This window comes from Pedobacter vanadiisoli, assembly GCF_042684385.1.
Lineage (GTDB): Bacteria > Bacteroidota > Bacteroidia > Sphingobacteriales > Sphingobacteriaceae > Pedobacter > Pedobacter vanadiisoli.
Genome location: NZ_JBHULL010000014.1, coordinates 34,294 through 53,542 on the forward strand (window position 1 = coordinate 34,294; position 19,249 = coordinate 53,542).

18 protein-coding genes are annotated in these 19,249 nt (G+C 39.2%); 6 read left to right on the forward strand and 12 right to left on the reverse strand.

Translation table 11 applies throughout. The annotated features are described in order from the left end of the window. Positions 1 to 89: 89 nt before the first annotated feature. Positions 90 to 431 carry a hypothetical protein gene (locus ACFSR6_RS16490; RefSeq protein ID WP_379080791.1) on the forward strand — a complete coding sequence of 114 codons (342 nt, stop codon included), beginning with the start codon at positions 90 to 92 and terminating at the stop codon, positions 429 to 431. 224 nt (positions 432 to 655) lie between these two features. Here ACFSR6_RS16490 and ACFSR6_RS16495 read toward each other — a convergent pair whose 3' ends face one another. From ACFSR6_RS16495 to pdhA, 7 genes are all read right to left on the reverse strand, one after another. Then, on the reverse strand, positions 656 to 1,333 hold the full coding sequence (locus tag ACFSR6_RS16495) for a metal-dependent hydrolase (RefSeq protein WP_379080793.1): 678 nt from the start codon (positions 1,331 to 1,333) through the stop codon (positions 656 to 658). A gap of 96 nt (positions 1,334 to 1,429) precedes the next feature. Continuing rightward, the gene (locus ACFSR6_RS16500; RefSeq protein WP_379080795.1) at positions 1,430 to 1,735 is read right to left on the reverse strand and encodes a YbaB/EbfC family nucleoid-associated protein; all 306 of its coding nucleotides are present in this window, start codon (positions 1,733 to 1,735) and stop codon (positions 1,430 to 1,432) included. A 254-nt stretch (positions 1,736 to 1,989) separates the two neighbouring features. Beyond that, complete coding sequence (locus ACFSR6_RS16505; RefSeq protein WP_379080797.1) at positions 1,990 to 3,219, reverse strand: serine hydrolase domain-containing protein; 1,230 nt, start codon at positions 3,217 to 3,219, stop codon at positions 1,990 to 1,992. Positions 3,220 to 3,287: 68 nt separating this feature from the next. Then, positions 3,288 to 3,839, reverse strand: coding sequence for a cupin domain-containing protein (locus ACFSR6_RS16510; protein WP_379080799.1), 552 nt, complete (start codon positions 3,837 to 3,839; stop codon positions 3,288 to 3,290). 365 nt (positions 3,840 to 4,204) lie between these two features. Then, positions 4,205 to 5,983: a DUF885 domain-containing protein gene (locus ACFSR6_RS16515; protein ID WP_379080801.1), complete on the reverse strand. Its 1,779-nt coding sequence runs from the start codon at positions 5,981 to 5,983 to the stop codon at positions 4,205 to 4,207. A 136-nt stretch (positions 5,984 to 6,119) separates the two neighbouring features. After that, the gene (locus ACFSR6_RS16520) at positions 6,120 to 7,775 is read right to left on the reverse strand and encodes a 2-oxo acid dehydrogenase subunit E2 (RefSeq protein ID WP_379080803.1); all 1,656 of its coding nucleotides are present in this window, start codon (positions 7,773 to 7,775) and stop codon (positions 6,120 to 6,122) included. A 30-nt stretch (positions 7,776 to 7,805) separates the two neighbouring features. Then, positions 7,806 to 8,801, reverse strand: a complete 996-nt coding sequence (pdhA, locus tag ACFSR6_RS16525; protein ID WP_183767031.1) for a pyruvate dehydrogenase (acetyl-transferring) E1 component subunit alpha — start codon at positions 8,799 to 8,801, stop codon at positions 7,806 to 7,808. A gap of 508 nt (positions 8,802 to 9,309) precedes the next feature. Here pdhA and ACFSR6_RS16530 point away from each other — a divergent pair. The 3 genes from ACFSR6_RS16530 (at position 9,310) to ACFSR6_RS16540 (ending at position 11,297) form a co-directional block, all read left to right on the forward strand. Further along, positions 9,310 to 9,867: a C40 family peptidase gene (locus tag ACFSR6_RS16530; protein WP_379080805.1), complete on the forward strand. Its 558-nt coding sequence runs from the start codon at positions 9,310 to 9,312 to the stop codon at positions 9,865 to 9,867. Between the two features lie 102 nt (positions 9,868 to 9,969). Continuing rightward, positions 9,970 to 11,067, forward strand: a complete 1,098-nt coding sequence (locus tag ACFSR6_RS16535; protein WP_379080807.1) for a CapA family protein — start codon at positions 9,970 to 9,972, stop codon at positions 11,065 to 11,067. 44 nt (positions 11,068 to 11,111) lie between these two features. After that, positions 11,112 to 11,297 carry a hypothetical protein gene (locus ACFSR6_RS16540; protein WP_183767037.1) on the forward strand — a complete coding sequence of 62 codons (186 nt, stop codon included), beginning with the start codon at positions 11,112 to 11,114 and terminating at the stop codon, positions 11,295 to 11,297. Positions 11,298 to 11,351: 54 nt separating this feature from the next. Here the strand turns inward: ACFSR6_RS16540 and ACFSR6_RS16545 are convergent, their stop codons facing one another. After that, a complete protein-coding gene (locus tag ACFSR6_RS16545; RefSeq protein WP_183767038.1) occupies positions 11,352 to 11,537 on the reverse strand; it encodes a hypothetical protein in 186 nt (61 codons plus the stop codon). A 105-nt stretch (positions 11,538 to 11,642) separates the two neighbouring features. Between ACFSR6_RS16545 and ACFSR6_RS16550 the strand changes: the two genes are divergently transcribed. Together ACFSR6_RS16550 and ACFSR6_RS16555 are read left to right on the forward strand one after the other, a co-directional pair. Next, entirely contained in the window at positions 11,643 to 12,875 is a 1,233-nt protein-coding gene (locus tag ACFSR6_RS16550) for a carboxypeptidase-like regulatory domain-containing protein (protein WP_379080810.1), read from the forward strand. A 79-nt stretch (positions 12,876 to 12,954) separates the two neighbouring features. Next, entirely contained in the window at positions 12,955 to 13,893 is a 939-nt protein-coding gene (locus ACFSR6_RS16555; RefSeq protein ID WP_343522518.1) for an SPFH domain-containing protein, read from the forward strand. A gap of 125 nt (positions 13,894 to 14,018) precedes the next feature. Here ACFSR6_RS16555 and ACFSR6_RS16560 read toward each other — a convergent pair whose 3' ends face one another. The 4 genes from ACFSR6_RS16560 to ACFSR6_RS16575 form a co-directional block, all read right to left on the reverse strand. After that, positions 14,019 to 16,184 (reverse strand): carboxy terminal-processing peptidase, encoded by a 2,166-nt coding sequence (locus tag ACFSR6_RS16560; protein ID WP_379080812.1) that lies wholly within the window; start codon positions 16,182 to 16,184, stop codon positions 14,019 to 14,021. A gap of 271 nt (positions 16,185 to 16,455) precedes the next feature. Continuing rightward, positions 16,456 to 17,148: a tetratricopeptide repeat protein gene (locus ACFSR6_RS16565; protein WP_379080814.1), complete on the reverse strand. Its 693-nt coding sequence runs from the start codon at positions 17,146 to 17,148 to the stop codon at positions 16,456 to 16,458. 29 nt (positions 17,149 to 17,177) lie between these two features. Next, entirely contained in the window at positions 17,178 to 18,020 is an 843-nt protein-coding gene (locus tag ACFSR6_RS16570) for an isoaspartyl peptidase/L-asparaginase (protein WP_379080816.1), read from the reverse strand. Between the two features lie 132 nt (positions 18,021 to 18,152). After that, entirely contained in the window at positions 18,153 to 19,052 is a 900-nt protein-coding gene (locus tag ACFSR6_RS16575; protein ID WP_379080818.1) for a cyanophycinase, read from the reverse strand. Between the last annotated feature and the right edge of the window lie 197 nt (positions 19,053 to 19,249).

The window sequence follows — 19,249 nt, forward strand, 5'->3', positions numbered from 1 at the left end:
AAAAATATTGGTTATCTTCATTAAAACTTCATTCCAATTGATCAATTTTATATCAACAAATAAACGAGTAAAACAAAAATCGAAAAAACATGAAAAAGTTATTGAGTTTAATCGCAATCGCAGCATTTGGTTTAACAACAGCATTTGCTCAGACACCGGCAACTACAGCACCAGCTAAAGCTAAAACAGTTGTCAAAAAAGAAGTAAAAACTACAACTGCCCCTGTAAAAGCAGGTGTAAAACAAGAGGCCAAAAAAGTAGAAACTAAAACCACTACTACAGCTGCTAAATTAAAAGCAGACGGTACTCCGGATATGCGTTTTAAAGAAAACAAAGCTAAAGCAGTAACTAAAGTTGCAGGCCCAACCAAAAAAGATGGTACAGCTGATATGCGTTATAAAGCAAACAAAGAAGCTGCTAAAAAGAATTAGGTTCAGGTTATAATTTGAAAGGGTCTCTAATGAAAAATTAGAGGCCCTTTTTTGTTTTTAATGGTACCTGTCTGAACGACACATTAGGCGGATCCGATGAGATATCGTCATCTCGACTGAAGTGCAGCGGAACGGAGAGATCTATCTAGACAGATTTAGCTTCGCTGAGCACTTCGTGGTTCTCGACTACGTTGCACTTCGCTTGAAATGACGGTTCGTCGAGACTATAAACTTATTGTCTCACCGATTTCTGGCAATAACAAGGTTTTCTTTTCGCGTTTAAACTTATCTAACGCAGCCTGTGTATCAATTTCAATTACTGGGAAAGTATTGTAGTGCACGCCGATTACCTTGTCGCAATCGAAATATTTTGTTGCAATCAAAGCATCATCCACGTCCATGGTGTAATTTCCGCCGATAGGTAAAATGGCATAATCCAGGTTGTATATATCGGCTAAAACTTTCATCTCAATGGTTAAACCGGTATCGCCTGCAAAGTAAATCTGCTTGCCATCAACTTCTAGCACAAAGCCGGCAGGATTACCACCATAACTTCCATCGGGTAAACCCGACGAATGTGTTGCGGGTACCATGCGTACTGTTCCCCAATCGAAAGTAAATTTGCCGAAATTCATTCCGTGTACTTTTTCTACACCTTGTTTCGAAACCCAGTCGGTAATTTCCGGCATTGCAATAACAGTTGCCTGGGTTTGTTTAGCCAAAGCCACCAGATCGGCTACATGGTCGCCATGCCCGTGGCTAACTAAAATATAATCAGCTTCTATCGCCTTAATATCTACATTTTTAGCCAATGGATTGTATGATATAAACGGGTCGAATAATAATTTTTTGCCGGCAGCTTCAATCAGGAAACAAGACTGGCCATAATAGGTGTATTTCATAATAATAGTATCAGGATTTGAATAACAGGTAGCAAGATTTGTGTATATCGGGTAATTGATTGTTGTAGTACAAACAGTTAAGTCTTCTAATGGTTTTTATTGGCCGAACATACCACCTAAGCCACCCAGCATATCCTGTGCAGAGGCCTGCATTTCGGCGGCACTAACTTGCTCGGCACTTGCCATCGCTTTGTTAATTGCGGTTAATAACAGCTCTTCCAATTCTTCTTTATCAGCCCTTTTTAAAAATTCTTCATCAATGGCAACTCCGGTAATGGCCTTATTTGCCGTTGCAGTAATTTTTATTGCTCCATTTTCAACTTCGCCATATACCGATATGGTATCGAGGCGTTTTTTAATTTCTTCGGCTTTTTGTTGAGCCGCAAATAACTTGTCGAACATAATCTTTTTGTTTTTTGATAAAAAATACGGCCTAAAATTATATTGATTTCATCAAGGAAAGCATTGAATTCTTTTAGTGCCTGTAAAGTTTTTAAGTATTAAAGTAGTTGTTTTGTTTTTGGCAGGCAATAAAATTTCTGCCTCAACTTCGGTACCCCGATAAATCAGATTGCTGGTTTTTTACAGACCACTGAAAACGGATCAGGTCTTCAAATGGGTATTCTTTTACCAATCTATCTTGTTTTTGCCATCATTTAATCTTCATCTGAACCCGGTAAACTGCCGTTGCCGTGGTATGCACCTTTACGTATAATTGGCATGTTCAAATGCTTATAAAGATCATCTAAATGCATTAAACTGCCGTTTGTTAAGTTGCCCAAAAATATAACTACGATATTTTTACTTAAATCTCTCACATAGATATGTCGAAAACCGTGCCACCACCCAGTATGGTAAACTACTTTATCCATGTTTTCGCCATCAAACATTCTCCAGCCATAACCATAGTTAAAATGTCCGTTTACAGGTTTATTACGCCCCACATATGCAGAATCGAGGCTCTTTTGGGTTAACAACCGTCCATTTTTAAGGTATTTATCAAAGAGTACCAAATCGTGAACGGTGCTGTAAATACCTTTATCACCAACCGGCCCATCTAAGAAATTCTGTGCAACGGAGTAACGCCAGGTGCGGTCGTGGCCAACTACATCAACCGGTATTTTTTCGTATTCGGTAGTGCTGTATACATGGGTATGCTTTAAACCTGCAGGTTTAAAAACATGTTCCATCATGTATTGTGAATAACGCTGTCCGGTAACTTTTTCAATAATGGCACCCAGTACCATGAAATTAGAGTTGTTATAGTGGAAGCGATTATCAGGCTTGGTGTATGGGTTAGGTTTTCTTTCAGCAATTACATTCATTACTTCCTGGTTGGTTACGCCCTTTTTCATGTTGCGTTTCTCTTTGCGCCAGATATCATCAATGAAATATACATAGTTCATCATGCCGCTGCGGTGCGAAAGCAAGAGCTTTACCGTAATGCCATCATAAGGGAAATTAGGATAGAATTTCTTAACATTATCGTTTAAGGAAAGTTTTCCTGCCTCTACAAGTTGCATAATCGCGGTACCGGTAAATGTTTTGGTAATGGAAGCCAGTTCAAACTCTGAATTAATGGTTAGGCTGTCGCGGTGCAGATAATCGGCCCAGCCAATGGCTTTTTCGTAAAGAATTTTACCGTCTTTAGCCACCAGCATGTTACCATTAAAACCAAACTTTCTATGCAGGTTGTCTACAAAATCGGCAATCCATTTATCACCTTTTTGCGGGTTGTACACAAGCAGGAGGCTATCTGCTTTATCGTCTTCTTTAGTACGTATTTTTTTTTCTGCAGCCTTTTTCTCTTCAGATTTTTTACCCGAGCAGGCTGTAAGTAATGTTGCGGAGAGGGCTAATGCTGAACAGATATATCTAAAATTCATTTATATCAGGGATAGTGTGTTTAAAACCCGAAAATTAAAGAATTTTAGACGGTTGTAACGAAAGAGTTTTACACATTTTCGCAATTTTGATTGTACCAGCATTCAAATAAATGCCCTTTGCTACCGTAAACGGGGTCGCTATCTGGATTTTTTACTTTTGCAATGTCTTCATCTGCTTCCGGACGTTCTTCTGCCTTGCCATATTTTATATTGTATTCGGCACCGTTTGGATAGGCACCAACCACCGTGAAATCATCACTGGAGTTTAATTTTTTATGTGCTACACCTGCCGGAATGATAATTACATCCCCTTTGTCCAACTCGACGCAAACACCATGGTCGCCACCAAACTGAACATCGGCTTTACCGCAAAATACACCCATTACTTCATGCGTATTGCTATGGTAATGGTGATAATCAAAAATACCATCCACCCATGAGTTGGTATAACCATTTTGCGCAAAAACCTTTTTAATTACTTCTGCGCCATCATCGGGATGGAGTCTGAGCGCACCTTTGTAAACCATTAGAGGTAAAACCGGGTTATTTGGAAAGTTTCCGTTTTCTTCGATTTTGTGTGCCACTAAATAAGCTTCCTGTATTAGTTTTTCTTTGTCCATGGCTGGGGAGTTTTATGTAATTAACAATACAAGAGCGAAAGGGTTTAAATTTTGTTTTATAGTCCCGTAAGAAGGATTACTTTAACTGTATTTGTAATGCTGAGAGTCTTTTATTAGCGATACAATCGCTATTCTCGTTCATCCCCGTTACAAACGAGGACGATGCAAGTTGCTGGTCAATTTTAATTCTTCAAATATTTCACACTCCATCTGGAGGAAAGTAAATGGTCTGTGATATTAGGTAAAGTTGAGGGTAGAAAAATGATAAAATATTTATCTGCGACCTCTGTGTTATCTGCGGGCCAAATAATGAGGTAACGTTCCCGCCAAAAACAAAATTCTTTATTGTCAGCGGGAACGTTTAACTATTTCTGGCTTGCTGCCCAAGCATCCATCTTCGCTTCAAAAACAGATAATGGGAACGATCCGTCTTTTAAAACGGCGGTGTGAAAGGCCGATAATTTGAATTTTGGTCCTAGTTCCTTTTCGTATTTGCTTCTGAGCTCCCTTATTTTCATCGCCCCTGTTTTGTAACCCAATGCTTGGGCAGGTATCCCCATATAACGTTCTATCTCGGCTGTTGCACCTTCAGTGCTTATGGCTTCGTTATCGGTCATGTATTTGATGGCTTGCTCGCGGGTCATGTTTTTGGTGTGGATGGCTACATCAACCACCAGGCGAATGGCCCGGTGCATTTCATCGCCCAGAGCTCCCATATGCTGATATGGATCCTGATATAACCCCAGCTCTTTACCTAATGACTCACAATAGAGCGCCCAACCTTCTACATAGGCGTTGTGACCACCGAAACGGCGGAAATTAGGTAACGATTTGTTTTCCTGTGTTAACGAAATCTGGTAATGGTGACCAGGAATAGCCTCATGGAGGAAGAGAGATTCCATTCCTGATGTGGTATTGAATTTTTTGGCATCCAGAATGGGTACATAAAAGATTCCCGGGCGTTTGCCATCGGCCGAACCCTGGTTGTATTCTGCACTGGCAGATGCAGCCCTGAAAGCTTCTGTTTGACGAATTTCGAAAGGGGTTTTAGGCTCCACATCAAACATTTTTTTCAAATTGGGTTTCATCCGCTGGTGGATATCTTCGAAAGCAGCTAAAACTTCTTTTGGAGTTTTATAGGGCATGAATTTTTTATCGGTTTTCATGTATTCGAAAAAGGCTTTTAAATCTCCTTTAAAGCCAACCAGGTTTTTAATGCTATCCATCTGCCCTTTTATCCGGGCAACTTCTTTTAAGCCTGTCTGATAAATCTCTTCGGGTGTTCTATTGGTGGTAGTTTGTTGTTTTACCAAGTAAGTATACCACTCCAGGCCGCCTGGCATGGCAGACCAGCCAGACGTAGTTCTCGCTTTTGGCAGGTATTCGTTTTGAAGAAAATCGCCCAGTTTTTTATAAGTTGGTACAATAACAGTAGTGATGGCATTTCGGTATGCTTCTGTTAATCTTTGTTTATCTGCTGCAGAAAAACTAGCAGGTAATGAATTGATAGGACCGTAAAACAAACTTTTTTCAGGATTGGTTACGACCATACTCTGCATTTGCGGAATCATTTTAACAACCAAAGCTTTAGGCAAAACAATACCTGCGGCCTCACCTTTTTTAAAATTGGCAATGGCTGTATCGGCCCAAACGGAAAAGGCGGTAACACGTTTTAACCAGTTTTCATAATTTTTAACCGTTTTAAATGGCTGTGCTCCTGTACCCGAGCCTAACTGACCAATGGTTAAGGGTAGAGCAAACATCTGGTTAAATGGAAGGTATTCTGAATGATATTTTAATCCTTCTAAATTGATGTTTAGTTGGTCTTTAAGATAATCAAAAGAGAGTTTGTCGTTATCATTCAGGCCTTCCCTATCGTATTTACCTAAACTGTCTAGATAACGTTGGTTAAATGCTTTATATTCCTTCAGATAAGCTTGTGAACCATCATTTGGCAAGAGGTCGTCATAACGTTCATCACCAATATAAGTGGCATTAATTGGGGTGAGTTTTAACCCGTCCTGGTAGTATTGCTCGCACATGTTGGCAAAAGCTTTGTTTTCTGAGCCTGAATCAGATTTGGCGCCCTGCTTGCAGGCAGATAAGGAAGCAATGCAAGCAGTAAAAAGAAGTATTTTTTTCATTTGTTCTATTTAAGATCCTTAATCAAAAATAATAAATTAAGCCGCCATTTACTAAAAGCCTTAAATGCAAAAAAGCCATCCTAAAAGGATGGCTTTAATATATAATCAGTATTAAACTGAAAATTGCTGACTGTGATTAGGCCAATAACCTGATCGGCTCTTCTAATAAACCTTTTAAGGTTTGTAAGAATTGTGCTCCGGTTGCACCATCAACCACGCGGTGATCGCAACCTAAAGTTAATTTCATCACATTACCAGGAACAATGGCACCGTTTTTAACTACAGGCACCTGTTGAATTGCACCTACTGATAAAATTGCCCCGTCAGGAGAGTTGATGATTGATGTAAATTCATCAATACCGAACATTCCAAGGTTTGATACGGTAAAGGTAGATCCTTCCCAATCTGATGGCTGTAATTTTTTAGCTTTTGCTTTAGCACCAAAATCTTTTACCTCAGCAGAGATGTGCGATAAAGATTTACCATCTGCAAAACGTACTACAGGCACCAATAAGCCATCTTCAACAGCTATGGCTACACCGATATTGGTATGTTCGTTGAAACGGATTTTATCACCACCCCACGATGAGTTAACAGCAGGGTGTTTTTTCAAGGCAACGGCTACCGCTTTAATTACGATATCGTTGAAAGAAACTTTAACAGGGGCAACCGCATTGATTGCGGTACGGGCAGCCATTGCATTATCCATATCAATGCTAATGGTTAAATAAAAATGTGGCGCTGTAAATAAACTTTCTGACAAACGTTTTGCAATTACTTTACGCATTTGCGAAACCGGTTGTTCAGTAAATTTAACTTCACCAACAAAAGTCGGAATTACCGGAGCTGCAGCTGGTGCACTTCCTGCTTTCGGCGCTTCTGTCTGTGGTGCAGCAGCTGGTTTAAAGTTCTCGATATCTTTTTTAATGATACGGCCACCTTCGGCACTACCTGCAACCTGCGATAAATCGATTCCTTTTTCTTTAGCAATTTTCTTCGCCAAAGGAGATGCTTTTACACGGCTATCAGAAGATGAGCTTTGTGCAACTGGTGCAGATGAGCCTGCATCAGCAGTTGTTTTTGGTGCTTCTTCGCTTTTTGGTGCTTCGCTTTCGGCTTTCGGCTTTGTGCTTTGCGCTCCTCCGGCTAAAATACCGCTAATATCGGTACCTTCAGGGCCAACAATGGCAATAATGCCGTTAACTTTAGCCGCCTGACCTTTTTCTACACCAATGTGTAATAAAGTACCGGTTGCATAACCCATCACTTCCATAGTAGCCTTATCGGTTTCTACGTCAGCTAAAACATCGTCATCCTTTACTTTATCGCCCACTTTTTTATGCCATTCGGCAATTACGCCTTCAGTCATGGTATCGCTTAATAAAGGCATGCGGATTACCGTTACGCCTTTTGCTGCTAATTCTTCTTCGCTTAAGCCACCACCCTGAGCTGGTGCAGCTTCTTCTTTTTTCTCTTCAGCTTTTGGAGCTGCGCTTTCTGCTTTAGGGGCTTCTGCACCTTGCTCAGCAGCTAAAGCTGCTTTATAATCTTCACCTTCTTTACCGATAACGGCCATGATGGCATCAACCGGAACAGCCTGACCTTCTTCTACACCAACGTATAAAAGGGTACCATCCCAATAAGATTCCATATCCATTGTTGCTTTGTCAGTTTCTACTTCTGCCAAAACATCGCCGCTTTTCACTTTATCGCCCACTTTTTTATGCCACTTCGCCAAAACCCCTTCGGTCATGGTGTCGCTCATTTTGGGCATTTTAATTACATCAGCCATTATATCTAATTAATTGAAATCTTATTAATATTAGTCTATTACGTAAGGGTAGTTCTCAGTTACATATACATCTTTATATAATTCAGATGCATCTGGCCAAGGAGATTCTTCGGCAAATTTTACTGCCTGATCTACTGTAGCTTTAACTTTGGCTTCTACTTCTTCAATCCAGGCCTGATCTGCATATTTTTCTCTCAAAATAGTTTCTCTGGCTAATTCAACAGGATCTTTTGCTTTGTAATCTTCTAACTCTTCTTTAGTACGGTATTTTGCCGGATCTGACATCGAGTGACCACGGTAACGGTAAGTTCTCATTTCTAAGAAAGTTGGTCCTTCTCCTTTACGCGCACGTTGGATTGCTTCATCCATGGCATTGTGAACGGCCACCGGATCCATTCCGTCAACAGGAGCGCAAGGCATATCGAAACCTAAACCAATTTTATAGATATCGGTCATGTTGGTAGTACGTTGTACTGAAGTACCCATCGCATAACCATTGTTTTCGCAAACAAAAACTACGGGTAATTTCCACAACATGGCCATGTTAAATGTTTCGTTTAGTGCACCCTGGCGTACAGCGCCATCGCCCATATAACAAATGTTTACATTGTCTGTTCCTTTATATTTTTCTGCAAAAGCAACACCAGCACCTAGTGGAATCTGACCACCAACAATGGCATGGCCACCATAAAAGTTATGCTCTTTACTGAACATGTGCATTGAACCACCTTTACCTTTAGAACAGCCGGTAGCTTTACCATACATTTCGGCCATAATGCTATCTGCACTAACACCTAAAGCCAAAGCATGAGCATGATCACGGTAGGTAGTAATCATCGAATCGCCTTTTTTCATTGCAGATATAGCACCTGCAACTACAGCTTCTTGTCCAATGTATAAATGACAAAAGCCACGTATTTTTTGTTGTCCGTATAACTGGCCAGTTTTTTCTTCGAATTTACGCATCAGCAACATCGACTCAAACCACTTTAACCAGGTATCTTTATTTATTTCTACTGCACTCATTTTAGGGTATTTGTTTTTTTGCGACAGCAAATCTAATTTTTTTATTGTAATTTTTGGCACTTTCGGGTGGAAAAACATCATATTCCCGGGCATAAAATTACATTTAACACTTGTTTTACAATTGAATAGGATGCGGAATCGGTCTTTCTGTTTTTAACAAGATTCAAAGCCGATTTTTTATAATTAAAACAACACCCTTTATCGTAATCCGGAATTAAATTATCCTGAAATTTAATTTTGTGTATAACCTTATCTACCTAATTTAAAATACTGCCCAGCTTTGTTCTTTAACAAGCCTGGAAAAAGGAAAAAATTTTGTGACAAAACTGATTTTGTGGGTATTATTGGCTAAAAAAGTGGCGTAATAAAATTAAAATGTTAATAACTTTTGTTTTTTAACACCTAACATTTGGATAACATTTGTATAATTAATACTTTTGGCAACCAACAATAAGCCCATGTGGTGTACGTTAATGTGTAAGTGAATACCCAAACATAACTGTATAACATGATTAAAAAATTTTTGTTTTCTACTCTAATCGCTATTTGCACGCTCTCAACCGCATTTGCGCAAACTAAAACAAAAGAATCTGGTAAAGAGTTAAACGACCCTGATAATCTTGCATCGCAATATTTCTCGCAGGTGATGGGTGTTGCGGTAGACGCGACTTCGAATTTAAAACTCTACAAATTTATATACGAGTGGATCGGAACACCATATAGTTATGGCGGAAATACCAAAAGAGGAATCGATTGCTCAGCTTTTACTAAAGCAATTTACGATAAAGTTTTCAACACTACCATCAGAAGAAATTCGCGCGATATTTTTAGCATGGTAGATCCCTTATCAAAAGAAGATTTAAAAGAAGGCGACCTGGTTTTCTTTAAGATTAAAAGCAGGAGTATTTCACACGTGGGTATTTACCTGGGCGATAATAGATTTGCACATGCATCCAGCTCACGAGGAGTAGTAATCAGCAACCTGAACGAACCATATTACAGCCGGTATTTTTATAAGGGTGGGCGCGTGCTTGAATCGTTCAAGAAAGAATTTACAGTAGAATAATTCAAATTGGCAGTTGACGGTTTCAGTTAACAGTTAATAAAAAAATATAGAATCCTCCCAAAGAAATTTTGGAGGATTTTTTTTATCCCGCAAAAATCTAAAATGAAGTTTTTCAATACCTTAATGTTAGCAGCCTTTACCGTAGTAATCTTAATCAGTTGCACCAGTAATAATGCACAGGTTAATACACCGGTTGTAAAACAAGATACAGCAAGCAGGAAAATAAAGGATACAATATCAATAACCGCAGTTGGTGATATTATGCTTGGCTCTGCTTTCCCATCCAAAACCAATCTTCCGCCGGATGATGCCTTAAACAGCTTTCAGGCTGTAAACAGCTTATTAAAAGGCGATATTGTATTTGGGAACCTGGAAGGTTGTTTTCTGAATGCAGGCAGTTCGAATAAATGTAACGGTATTAATCCAAACAGTTGCTACGCTTTCAGAATGCCTGAGCGTTATGCCGGCATATATAAACAAGCCGGATTTAATGTGTTAAGTATTGCCAATAACCATGTGGGCGATTTTGATGCAAGGGGAAGAAAAAACACCACACGGATATTGGACTCCTTGCAGATTCATTATGCCGGGCAGGTAAATAAACCTTACGAGGTTTTTGAAAAAGACAGTGTTAAATATGCCTTTTGCGCATTTGCACCTAACGAAAATACAGTTTCCATTAACAAGATCGACAGTGCAAAAGCTTTGGTTTCGCGTTTAAAAACAATGGCCGATATTGTAATTGTTTCTTTTCATGGTGGAGGTGAAGGAGCCAGGTTTGAACATGTTCCCCGCAAAAACGAGATCTTTTACAAAGAAAACAGGGGTAACGTTTATGCCTTTGCACACGCCGTGATTGATGCGGGTGCCGACGTAGTTTTAGGGCATGGGCCACATGTACCCAGGGCCGTTGAAGTGTATAAAAATAAATTTATCGCTTACAGTTTGGGTAATTTCTGTACCTATGGCATGTTCAGCTTAAAGGGGAACAATGGTATAGCCCCTTTGCTCCAGCTAAAAATTAATGCCCAGGGCAATTTTCTATATGCAGATGTGGTATCCATTCAGCAGGATAAAATTAACCGTTTAACCATTGATGATAACCACAGGGCTTTTAGGCGAATAAAAGAATTAACGGATATTGATTTTACCGGTCATCAGCTAAAATTTGAACACAATAAAATCAGTTTAAAAGATTAGTTTTCTGCGACATCAATATCATTTAATTTCAGAATATTTGCCTTATGAAAACAGGATTAATCATTCATTATATAATCGGAATTGCAGCTGCGCTTTTAGTTTTGGCCGCTGCATATTACATCAATCAAAACCCAGATAACTTGTTGTCTGCGGGGATTATCATTTTAGCAGGCTGCCTGGTTGCTTTTAGTCAATACCAGATCATCAAACAGAAAAAGAAACAAAAATAACCGCCACTCTTCTAGAAGCGGCGGTTACACTTTTTCTTTTATGGAGAAGGTTTCCTAACTCTCATCCTTGGTATTCTTTACCAGCCCGATTCCGGATACAAAGAAAATTAATCCGATTATTCCATAAACCAGCAATCCCCTCGTGTTTTGACTATGGTTTACAAAACCGTACCCGGCATAAATTAAACCGATAATGCCCAATATGGTTAATATCGTTCCGAAAGTGCGTTTTACGTTCATGATCTGTTTTTTAACATAAGACAAAAAAAAAACCTTTTTGTTTGCCATTTAAAACCGTAATTTTCTGTACACAAATGATACAAACACTAACGAACTTATTTTCTCATGAATTATACGCTTATCAAAAAAATTGCTTTATACACTATTTGCTGCTTTCTTACTATTATTCAACTCGCTTTTGCCCAAAGTATAGTTGAGGGTAAGGTTTTAGATGCCGCCACTAAACATCCTATACCCGGAGCCAGTGTCTATTTTAACAATACTCAAATCGGTGAAGCCACCAACAACAATGGCGTTTTTAAAATATCAGCTAAAAGACTTTATCATGATCTCGTAGTTTCAGCAGTTGGTTATCAGACCAAGGTTATCAACATCGAGAGTAACATCAAAAATTATACGATACTTTTAAGTGAAAAGGAAAATAGCCTCTTAGAAGTAACGGTGAGCGCAGGAAAAAATGACTGGAAAAGATGGGGAAGCTTCTTTTCCGGACTTTTATTTGGTAGCGACCCTCGCTATAAGCTTTATTGTAAAATACTGAATCCCGAAGACGTTAGATTCTTTTACAATGAAAATGAACATTACCTAGAAGCAACCGCAAGCAAGCCTATTTTAATTTGGAATAGCATTATGAATTGCCAGCTGCATATCGATTTGTACCAATTTGTTTATAGTTTTAATAACGATAATATTCTCTACAGCACTCTTGCATATTATGATGAGTTTGATAATAAACCAAACAAAAAGAGAAAGATGGCTCAGGCCATTAACTATTTGGGTTCGCAAATGCATTTTTACAGAAGCTTATATACCAGGACACTTGAAGCAGAAAACTTTCAGGTATATCGCTATACCTCTGTAAAAAATCTCGAAAGGGAAAAAGTTTTAAAAACTGTTCAGCAATATAAAGCAAGTAAAATGGCAGCTGGCGAAACCTTGTCTAAGCTAGCTGATAATCCCGATTCTGCACGTTATTATGAACGCATTTTAAAACAAAGAGACATTTTAAAATGGGATACTACGAGGGTTGATTATAAACAGTTCCTGACTTTTGATCCGGTAGAGGATAAAATGCGTTTTAAATTCAGCGATACGCTGATGGTAGTATATAAACGTGACGAAAAAATGCTTGAAAAATTAGCTCAATCAAGCCTGGTCTATAAATTTGGACAGCCATCAGTATTTACGCTGAAAACTCTTTTGTTTTTAAACAATAAAGAAGGTGTTGTTGTTGATCCTGCAGGTTTTGTAACTTCTAATGATTTAGTGATGACAGGTAATATGGGCAATCGACGGCTTGCAGAACAATTGCCCTATGATTTCGTATACAGTCCGTGATTTGAATATATTTTAACCTCTTTTAGCAGGCTGTATTAATTGCGTTTATTTTTTATAACTTCATAAAAAAAATCTAATTATGCAATACACCGTTTACATTTTAGTAGTGATAGGGGTTATTATACTGCTAAGTTCGTTCGTTACCGTTAAACAGGGCACCATTGCGGTTGTTACCGTTTTTGGTAAGTACCAAAGGCTGTTAAGACCAGGTTTAAATTTTAAAATCCCTTTAATAGAGCAGATTTATTCGCGGATATCCATCCAAAACCGCTCTGTAGAGCTATCGTTTCAGGCGGTAACACAAGATCAGGCGAATGTTTACTTCAAGGCTATGCTGCTTTATTCCGTAATTAACCAGGATGAAGAAACCATTAAAAATGTAGCTTTTAAGTTCGTAGATGCGACCAACTTAATGCAGGCATTAATCAGGACTATTGAAGGTTCTATCCGTGCCTACGTCGCTACACAAAAGCAAGCCAATGTACTGGCGCAACGTAATGAAATTGTGCTTCATGTTAAAGAACAGATAGATCAGGTGTTAGATGGCTGGGGTTACCACCTGCAGGATCTTCAGCTGAACGATATTACTTTTGATGAAGAAATTATGCGCTCGATGAGCCGCGTGGTAGCATCAAACAATTTAAAGGCAGCAGCCGAAAACGAAGGTCAGGCATTATTGATCACTAAAACCAAAGCTGCCGAAGCAGATGGTAATGCGATTAAAATTGCTGCTACCGCCGAACGTGAGGCTGCCCAGTTACGAGGACAGGGAATTGCACTGTTTAGGGAGGAAGTTGCAAAAGGTATGACCAATGCTGCCCATGAAATGCAGCAGGCTAACCTGGATACCTCTGTAATTTTATTTACCATGTGGACAGAGGCCATTAAGCAGTTTGCAGAATATAGCGAAGGCAATGTAATCTTTTTAGATGGTAGTACTGAGGGAATGAACAAAACCATGAAAGAGATGATGGCCATGCAATTAAGTAAGCAGAACGATCCTACCGGAAAGAATTAAGTATTTTAGACCCCACCGGTTTGAGAGGTACCTTGCCTATCAAACCGGTGGTTTTTTTATAAAACAAAAGGCCGCTTTAGCTAAAACTAAAGCGGCCTTTTGTTTTGAATGATATTATTTCTGAATTAATTATTCTTTGGCAACACACCTAAGTTCATCACATAGTTGCCAGATTGCTGCATAAAATCGCCCATTACTTTTAACGATTCATCTTCAATGAAATCGAAAGCATCCTGTTTGGTCACCTTATCCCCTTTTTTAATTGCAGGTAATCCTCTTAAAGCACGTAACTCATTTTGTCTGGTCAGGGTTTTGGCTTCCTGGGCATCGCGTTCTGCTTTAAGTTTGGCTTCGTTTAAGGTTACAGAAACTTCTGTATCGCGTTTTTTAAGGTCAGCCATATCCTGTTTAAGGTATTTGAAATCCAAAGAGTTTGCGATGCGCTGTTCACTGTTTTTCATCAGCTGTGCTTTAACAGCGGCTAAATTGGCCACCGCCTTAAAGTTAGAGCTTGGAATTACATCCCAAGGCAAAGCAGATGGCTCTGTATCTTCACCAATTTTATCCATTGGGTATATTGAAGGGAAAACAACATCGGGAGTTACCCCTTTGTGCTGTGTACTGCTACCTGCTACGCGGTAAAATTTGGCCATGGTTAAATTGATCTGACCTAAATTAATATCTGCTGCACTGGTACTGCTCGGCGATGTTCCTACAGTTTTATCTTTGGATATTAAGCCAGCTACCCTTTGTAACATACTCGGGTTTACCAATTTGTTTAAATCAATAGAAGATTGAACTGTACCTTTACCATAGGTTTGGCTACCCATAATAATACCGCGACCATAATCCTGAATTGCTCCGGCAAAAATTTCAGAAGCAGATGCACTTAAACGATCTACCATTACGCCAAAAGGACCATCCCAGGCAACACCGCTGTTTTCATCTTCATCTACTTCAATTTTGCCACGCAGATCCTTTACCTGTACTACAGGACCTTTGTCGATAAACAGCCCTGTTAGTGATATAGCTTCAACTAAAGAACCACCGCCATTTCCGCGTAAATCCATCACAATGGCATTTACTTTATCGTAATTCTTTAACGAATCGATCAGCTTTCTTACATCGCGTGTGGTACTTTTATAATTTTTATCACCAGCGTTTGCAGCTTTAAAATCAGCATAGAAGGCAGGCAGGGTGATGATACCTATTTTAATATCCTTACCATTACTGTTGATGGTTTTTACCTTTTTCTTGGCAGAAGTTTCTTCAAGTACAATTTTATCGCGTACCAACTCTACGATTACCGGTTTAGACGACATTTCTTTCCCCACCGGGATTACTTTTAAACGTACTTTGGTTCCTTTCGGACCTTTAATTTTAGCTACGGTGTTATCCAGTCTCCATCCCACTACATCAACAAATTCCCCGTCGCCCTGTGCTACGGCAATAATCCTGTCGCCAGCACTTAATTGCTTACCCTTAAAAGCGGGGCCGCCTGCAATGATCTCCGAAATTTTAACCACTTCATTCTCTAACTGTAAACGGGCGCCGATACCTTCGAAAGAGCGCGACATATCTTCATTAAAAGCTGCGGCGTTGGTTGGATTGAAATAATTGGTGTGCGGATCGATAGATTCGGTAAATGCATCCATTAAAATCTGGAAAACATCCTGATTATTCATTTTAGAGGTTTGCGACTGTAAATTCTGGTAACGCTTGGTTAAAGTCTCTACGTTTTTTGCCTCAGGGGTTCCGGCCAGGTTAAGATTGATCAGTTCATACTTAACCCTTTTTTTCCAGGTATCGTTTAAAGCGGCAGAAGAAACTGCCCAGGGCAATTTTTCCCTGTCGTATACATAGGTATCGTTTTGGTTAAAATCGAATTTGGTTTTAATCTGCGCCAGGGAATAGCTGAAATAATCATTCAGCCTTTTGGCATATACATTATAAATATAAAATGGGCCACTTAGATCACCATTTTTAAAGTCATCGTCCAAAGTGTACCTGTATTTTTCAAATTCTTTGATATCAGATGCAAGGAAATAATTTTTGCCCTGATCCAATGATTTGATGTACCTGTCCAAAATGATGGATGATATAGAATCGTTGATCTGAATTTTCTTGTAATTATAACTTTCGATCAGGTTCACAACTTCCTTGATCACGAGCTGCTGCTGCTGATCAGGCTTTATATTGGTAATCCCCTCAACTACCGGCTGAGGTTTAGGTGCGGCATGGCAGGCAAGTACAGCTCCGGTAAAAATTACAAAAAATATTCTCTTTAACATCTCTTTAAATGATTTAAAATCCATTTTCAATTCTATATAGCCAATATGATACCATTTTAGCAAAAAAACAAAAAAGAGACAGCATTATTACTGTCTCTTGTTAAAACTTTCTCAAATCTAGCTAAAAGCTTTTTATTTAACAATTTCTTAGTGAAAACGTTGGGTGTTATTTTTTGTTTTACGCACTGCCCGAAATTTGACCAAATACAGACGTATTTATGCCTGTTAAGGAAGGTAAAATGAAATTTTGAGGAGATTAAGCTATCGTATTTTAGCTTGGATTTACTTTTTTGGTAGCGGTTTTGCTGGCAATTATTTCCCTGGCATCTTTGATCTGCGTTTTATACTGGGTGGTTTTGATCGAATTGGCCAGCCACTCGGCAGATTTTAAATCCCTTAGGGCAAGTGTAAAATCTTTCTTTTTGATTTTAACCTGAACAATACCCAGGATGGATTCGATATAGGCATTGTTACTTTTTAATTGTTTTGCCAATATGCCCTGCTGGGTGAAAAACCACATCGATTGGGTATATTTGGTATTGGCGAGGTAAACTTTGCCCAAAAGGTTATAGGTATTCATTATACCGGTACGATTGCCCGTCTTTGAATAATTTTTTAGAGCAACATTTAGGAGTATCTGTTCTGCATCGTTGTAACGGCCCAATTGGTAGTGCATGTTGCTCATTTTAATGATGGCCTGCCCGTACCTATTGAAATTCTTTACCGAGTTATACTCGAAAGCCGCTTTTCCAAATAATGTTAGGGCCTCGTTATAATCGCCTTTTCGCTCTAAATCTTCTGCTTCTTCAAAAAAAGAATTCCCGTCTTCCAGGTCAAATTTGGATACCGCTATATTGATTGCGCTACCTCCATTAGGTTCCTGGATTTCCGATCTGTCTATGTTTTGAGCCTGAAGTTGTAATGATGCAAAAAGGCCGATTAAAGCCAGTACAATTTTGGTCATGCAACAAAAATAATACTTTAATTCTAATTTTAGCTAAATATCTGTAAATTAACATCAAAAGATGCCCAAACCATATAAGGATGCGAATCGCAATGGTATATTTCGCCATTAGCAGTGATACCTATAATGCCTGCAAAACCATCAAAAGCCTTTAATTCGGCAAAAGATTTATCCGATGCATCTTTTAAAGAAAAGCCATCGGTAACACGCGTAACGATTTTAGCCGCCAAAGCGCCGCTCACAATATCTTCGCCTACCCCTGTACATGAAATACCCGCATATTGATTGGCATAATTCCCTGCAACAGTTGCCGAATCACTTACGCGACAGGGTATTTCAAATCCCTTACCTCCTGTTGAGGTGGCCGCAGCTAAATTTCCGTTTGCATCAAGGGCCACGCAACCTACGGTTCCTTTATTATTTCTTTGGTTCAACTTTGCTTCGTATTCAGCCTGACGTTGTGGCGAGATGGGGTTAAAATATTCAAAACCATTATTCCGGGCAAATTGCTGTGCACCCTCGCCGCTTAAAACGCGGTCATCGTAAGTTAAAAGTTGCTGTGCAATCTGGATTGGGTTTTTAACATCCTCTACATTGATCACACCACTGAATTTTTCGGTTTTGCCATCCATTAAGGCTGCACTTAACCTCACTTTCCCATCGCTTTGGATCTGCGAGCCACTACCTGCATTGAACAACTCGTTATCTTCCAGTAAAGCAACGGTATAAACCACGGTTTCTAAGGCCGTGTGTGTTTTCAGGTATTCATGACCAAGGCTAACAATCGATGCTAAAGCATCTTGCTTTGCTTTTTTTGTTTCCTGATTGGTAGACGATTCGCTAAAAAAGCCACCATGTATGATAAGTTTCATTTTTTTTGGGTTGAGTATGGAGATTTGAGAGATAAGGCACTAGATGCCAGACCTTTTATGCCCTAAACCTTGATTTATGAGATTTGAAACACCAGGCCCAGGCCTTACACCCTAAACCCTACGCCCTAAACCTTAAACTATAGGAACAACCTTAGGGTGGTGAATCACCAAACTGTGGTCATTTAAATCATAAACATCGCCATCGCACATTACGTGTACCACCATGTTTTTGATGGAAACCGGCTGCCCCATTTCTACATCGGTTAAATTCGTATCGGCCATGTTGCGGCCATCAACCAAAATAACCATGCCCGAGCCAATGGCTTCCATGGTATGTCCATTAGATATGAATAAGCCCGTATCCTCGCCAAGGCCAATACCCAAAATACCCGGGTTGCTGGCTGCAGCATATAATAAACGTCCTATTCTACCGCGTTGAACAAAGTGCGTATCAACAATAACATCGTCAATAAAACCTAATCCGCCGGTAATTTTAACCTCACCTTTAAGTAAAGCATCTTTACTGCTGCCCTGGTAAATCATATTTTTGGAACTTGCTGCTGCTCCTGCAGACGTACCTGCAATTACCACCGGTTCATTTCTGTATTTTTCCAGCAAAATCTGGTGGGTTTTTGTACCCCCAAAAATAGAAGAAAGACGGAGCTGATCGCCCCCGGTAAAAATAATTACCTCGGCCGCTTTGATCCGTTCATAATTTTCATCAGAATTGGCTTCCTCACGATTGGTAATATTCAATACACCCAGGTTATGTACATCCAGCTGTGCATAAGCCTTGATGTATTCTTCGCCAACTTTTTCGGGCATTAATGACGCTGTAGTGATAATTTCGAAACGTGATTGGGTATCCCTAACTGATTCCGTAGTAATCCGTTTTAAAATTCCACGCTCAAAAAAGTTCATGTTTTCAGGTAGCCCGAATTGCGTTTCTGCAAAGCTACCGGTGTTTATTGCGCCACCAATGATGATGAGTTTACCTTTCGGAACCATTCTTTGTGTATATAATTGTATCAAAAAACCCAAATATATAGGCTTAAGATAAAAAATACGACTTTTTTTGTCAATAATATTCGATTTATTAACAAACGTTAAAGTAATCTAACCTAAAATTAACATAATAGTGCTTGAAAATAAAACAAATAGGTCTTAAAATTGATTTACGTAAATAGGAAGCCTAATTTCAAAATAAATGTATATTTTACAGTCATCAA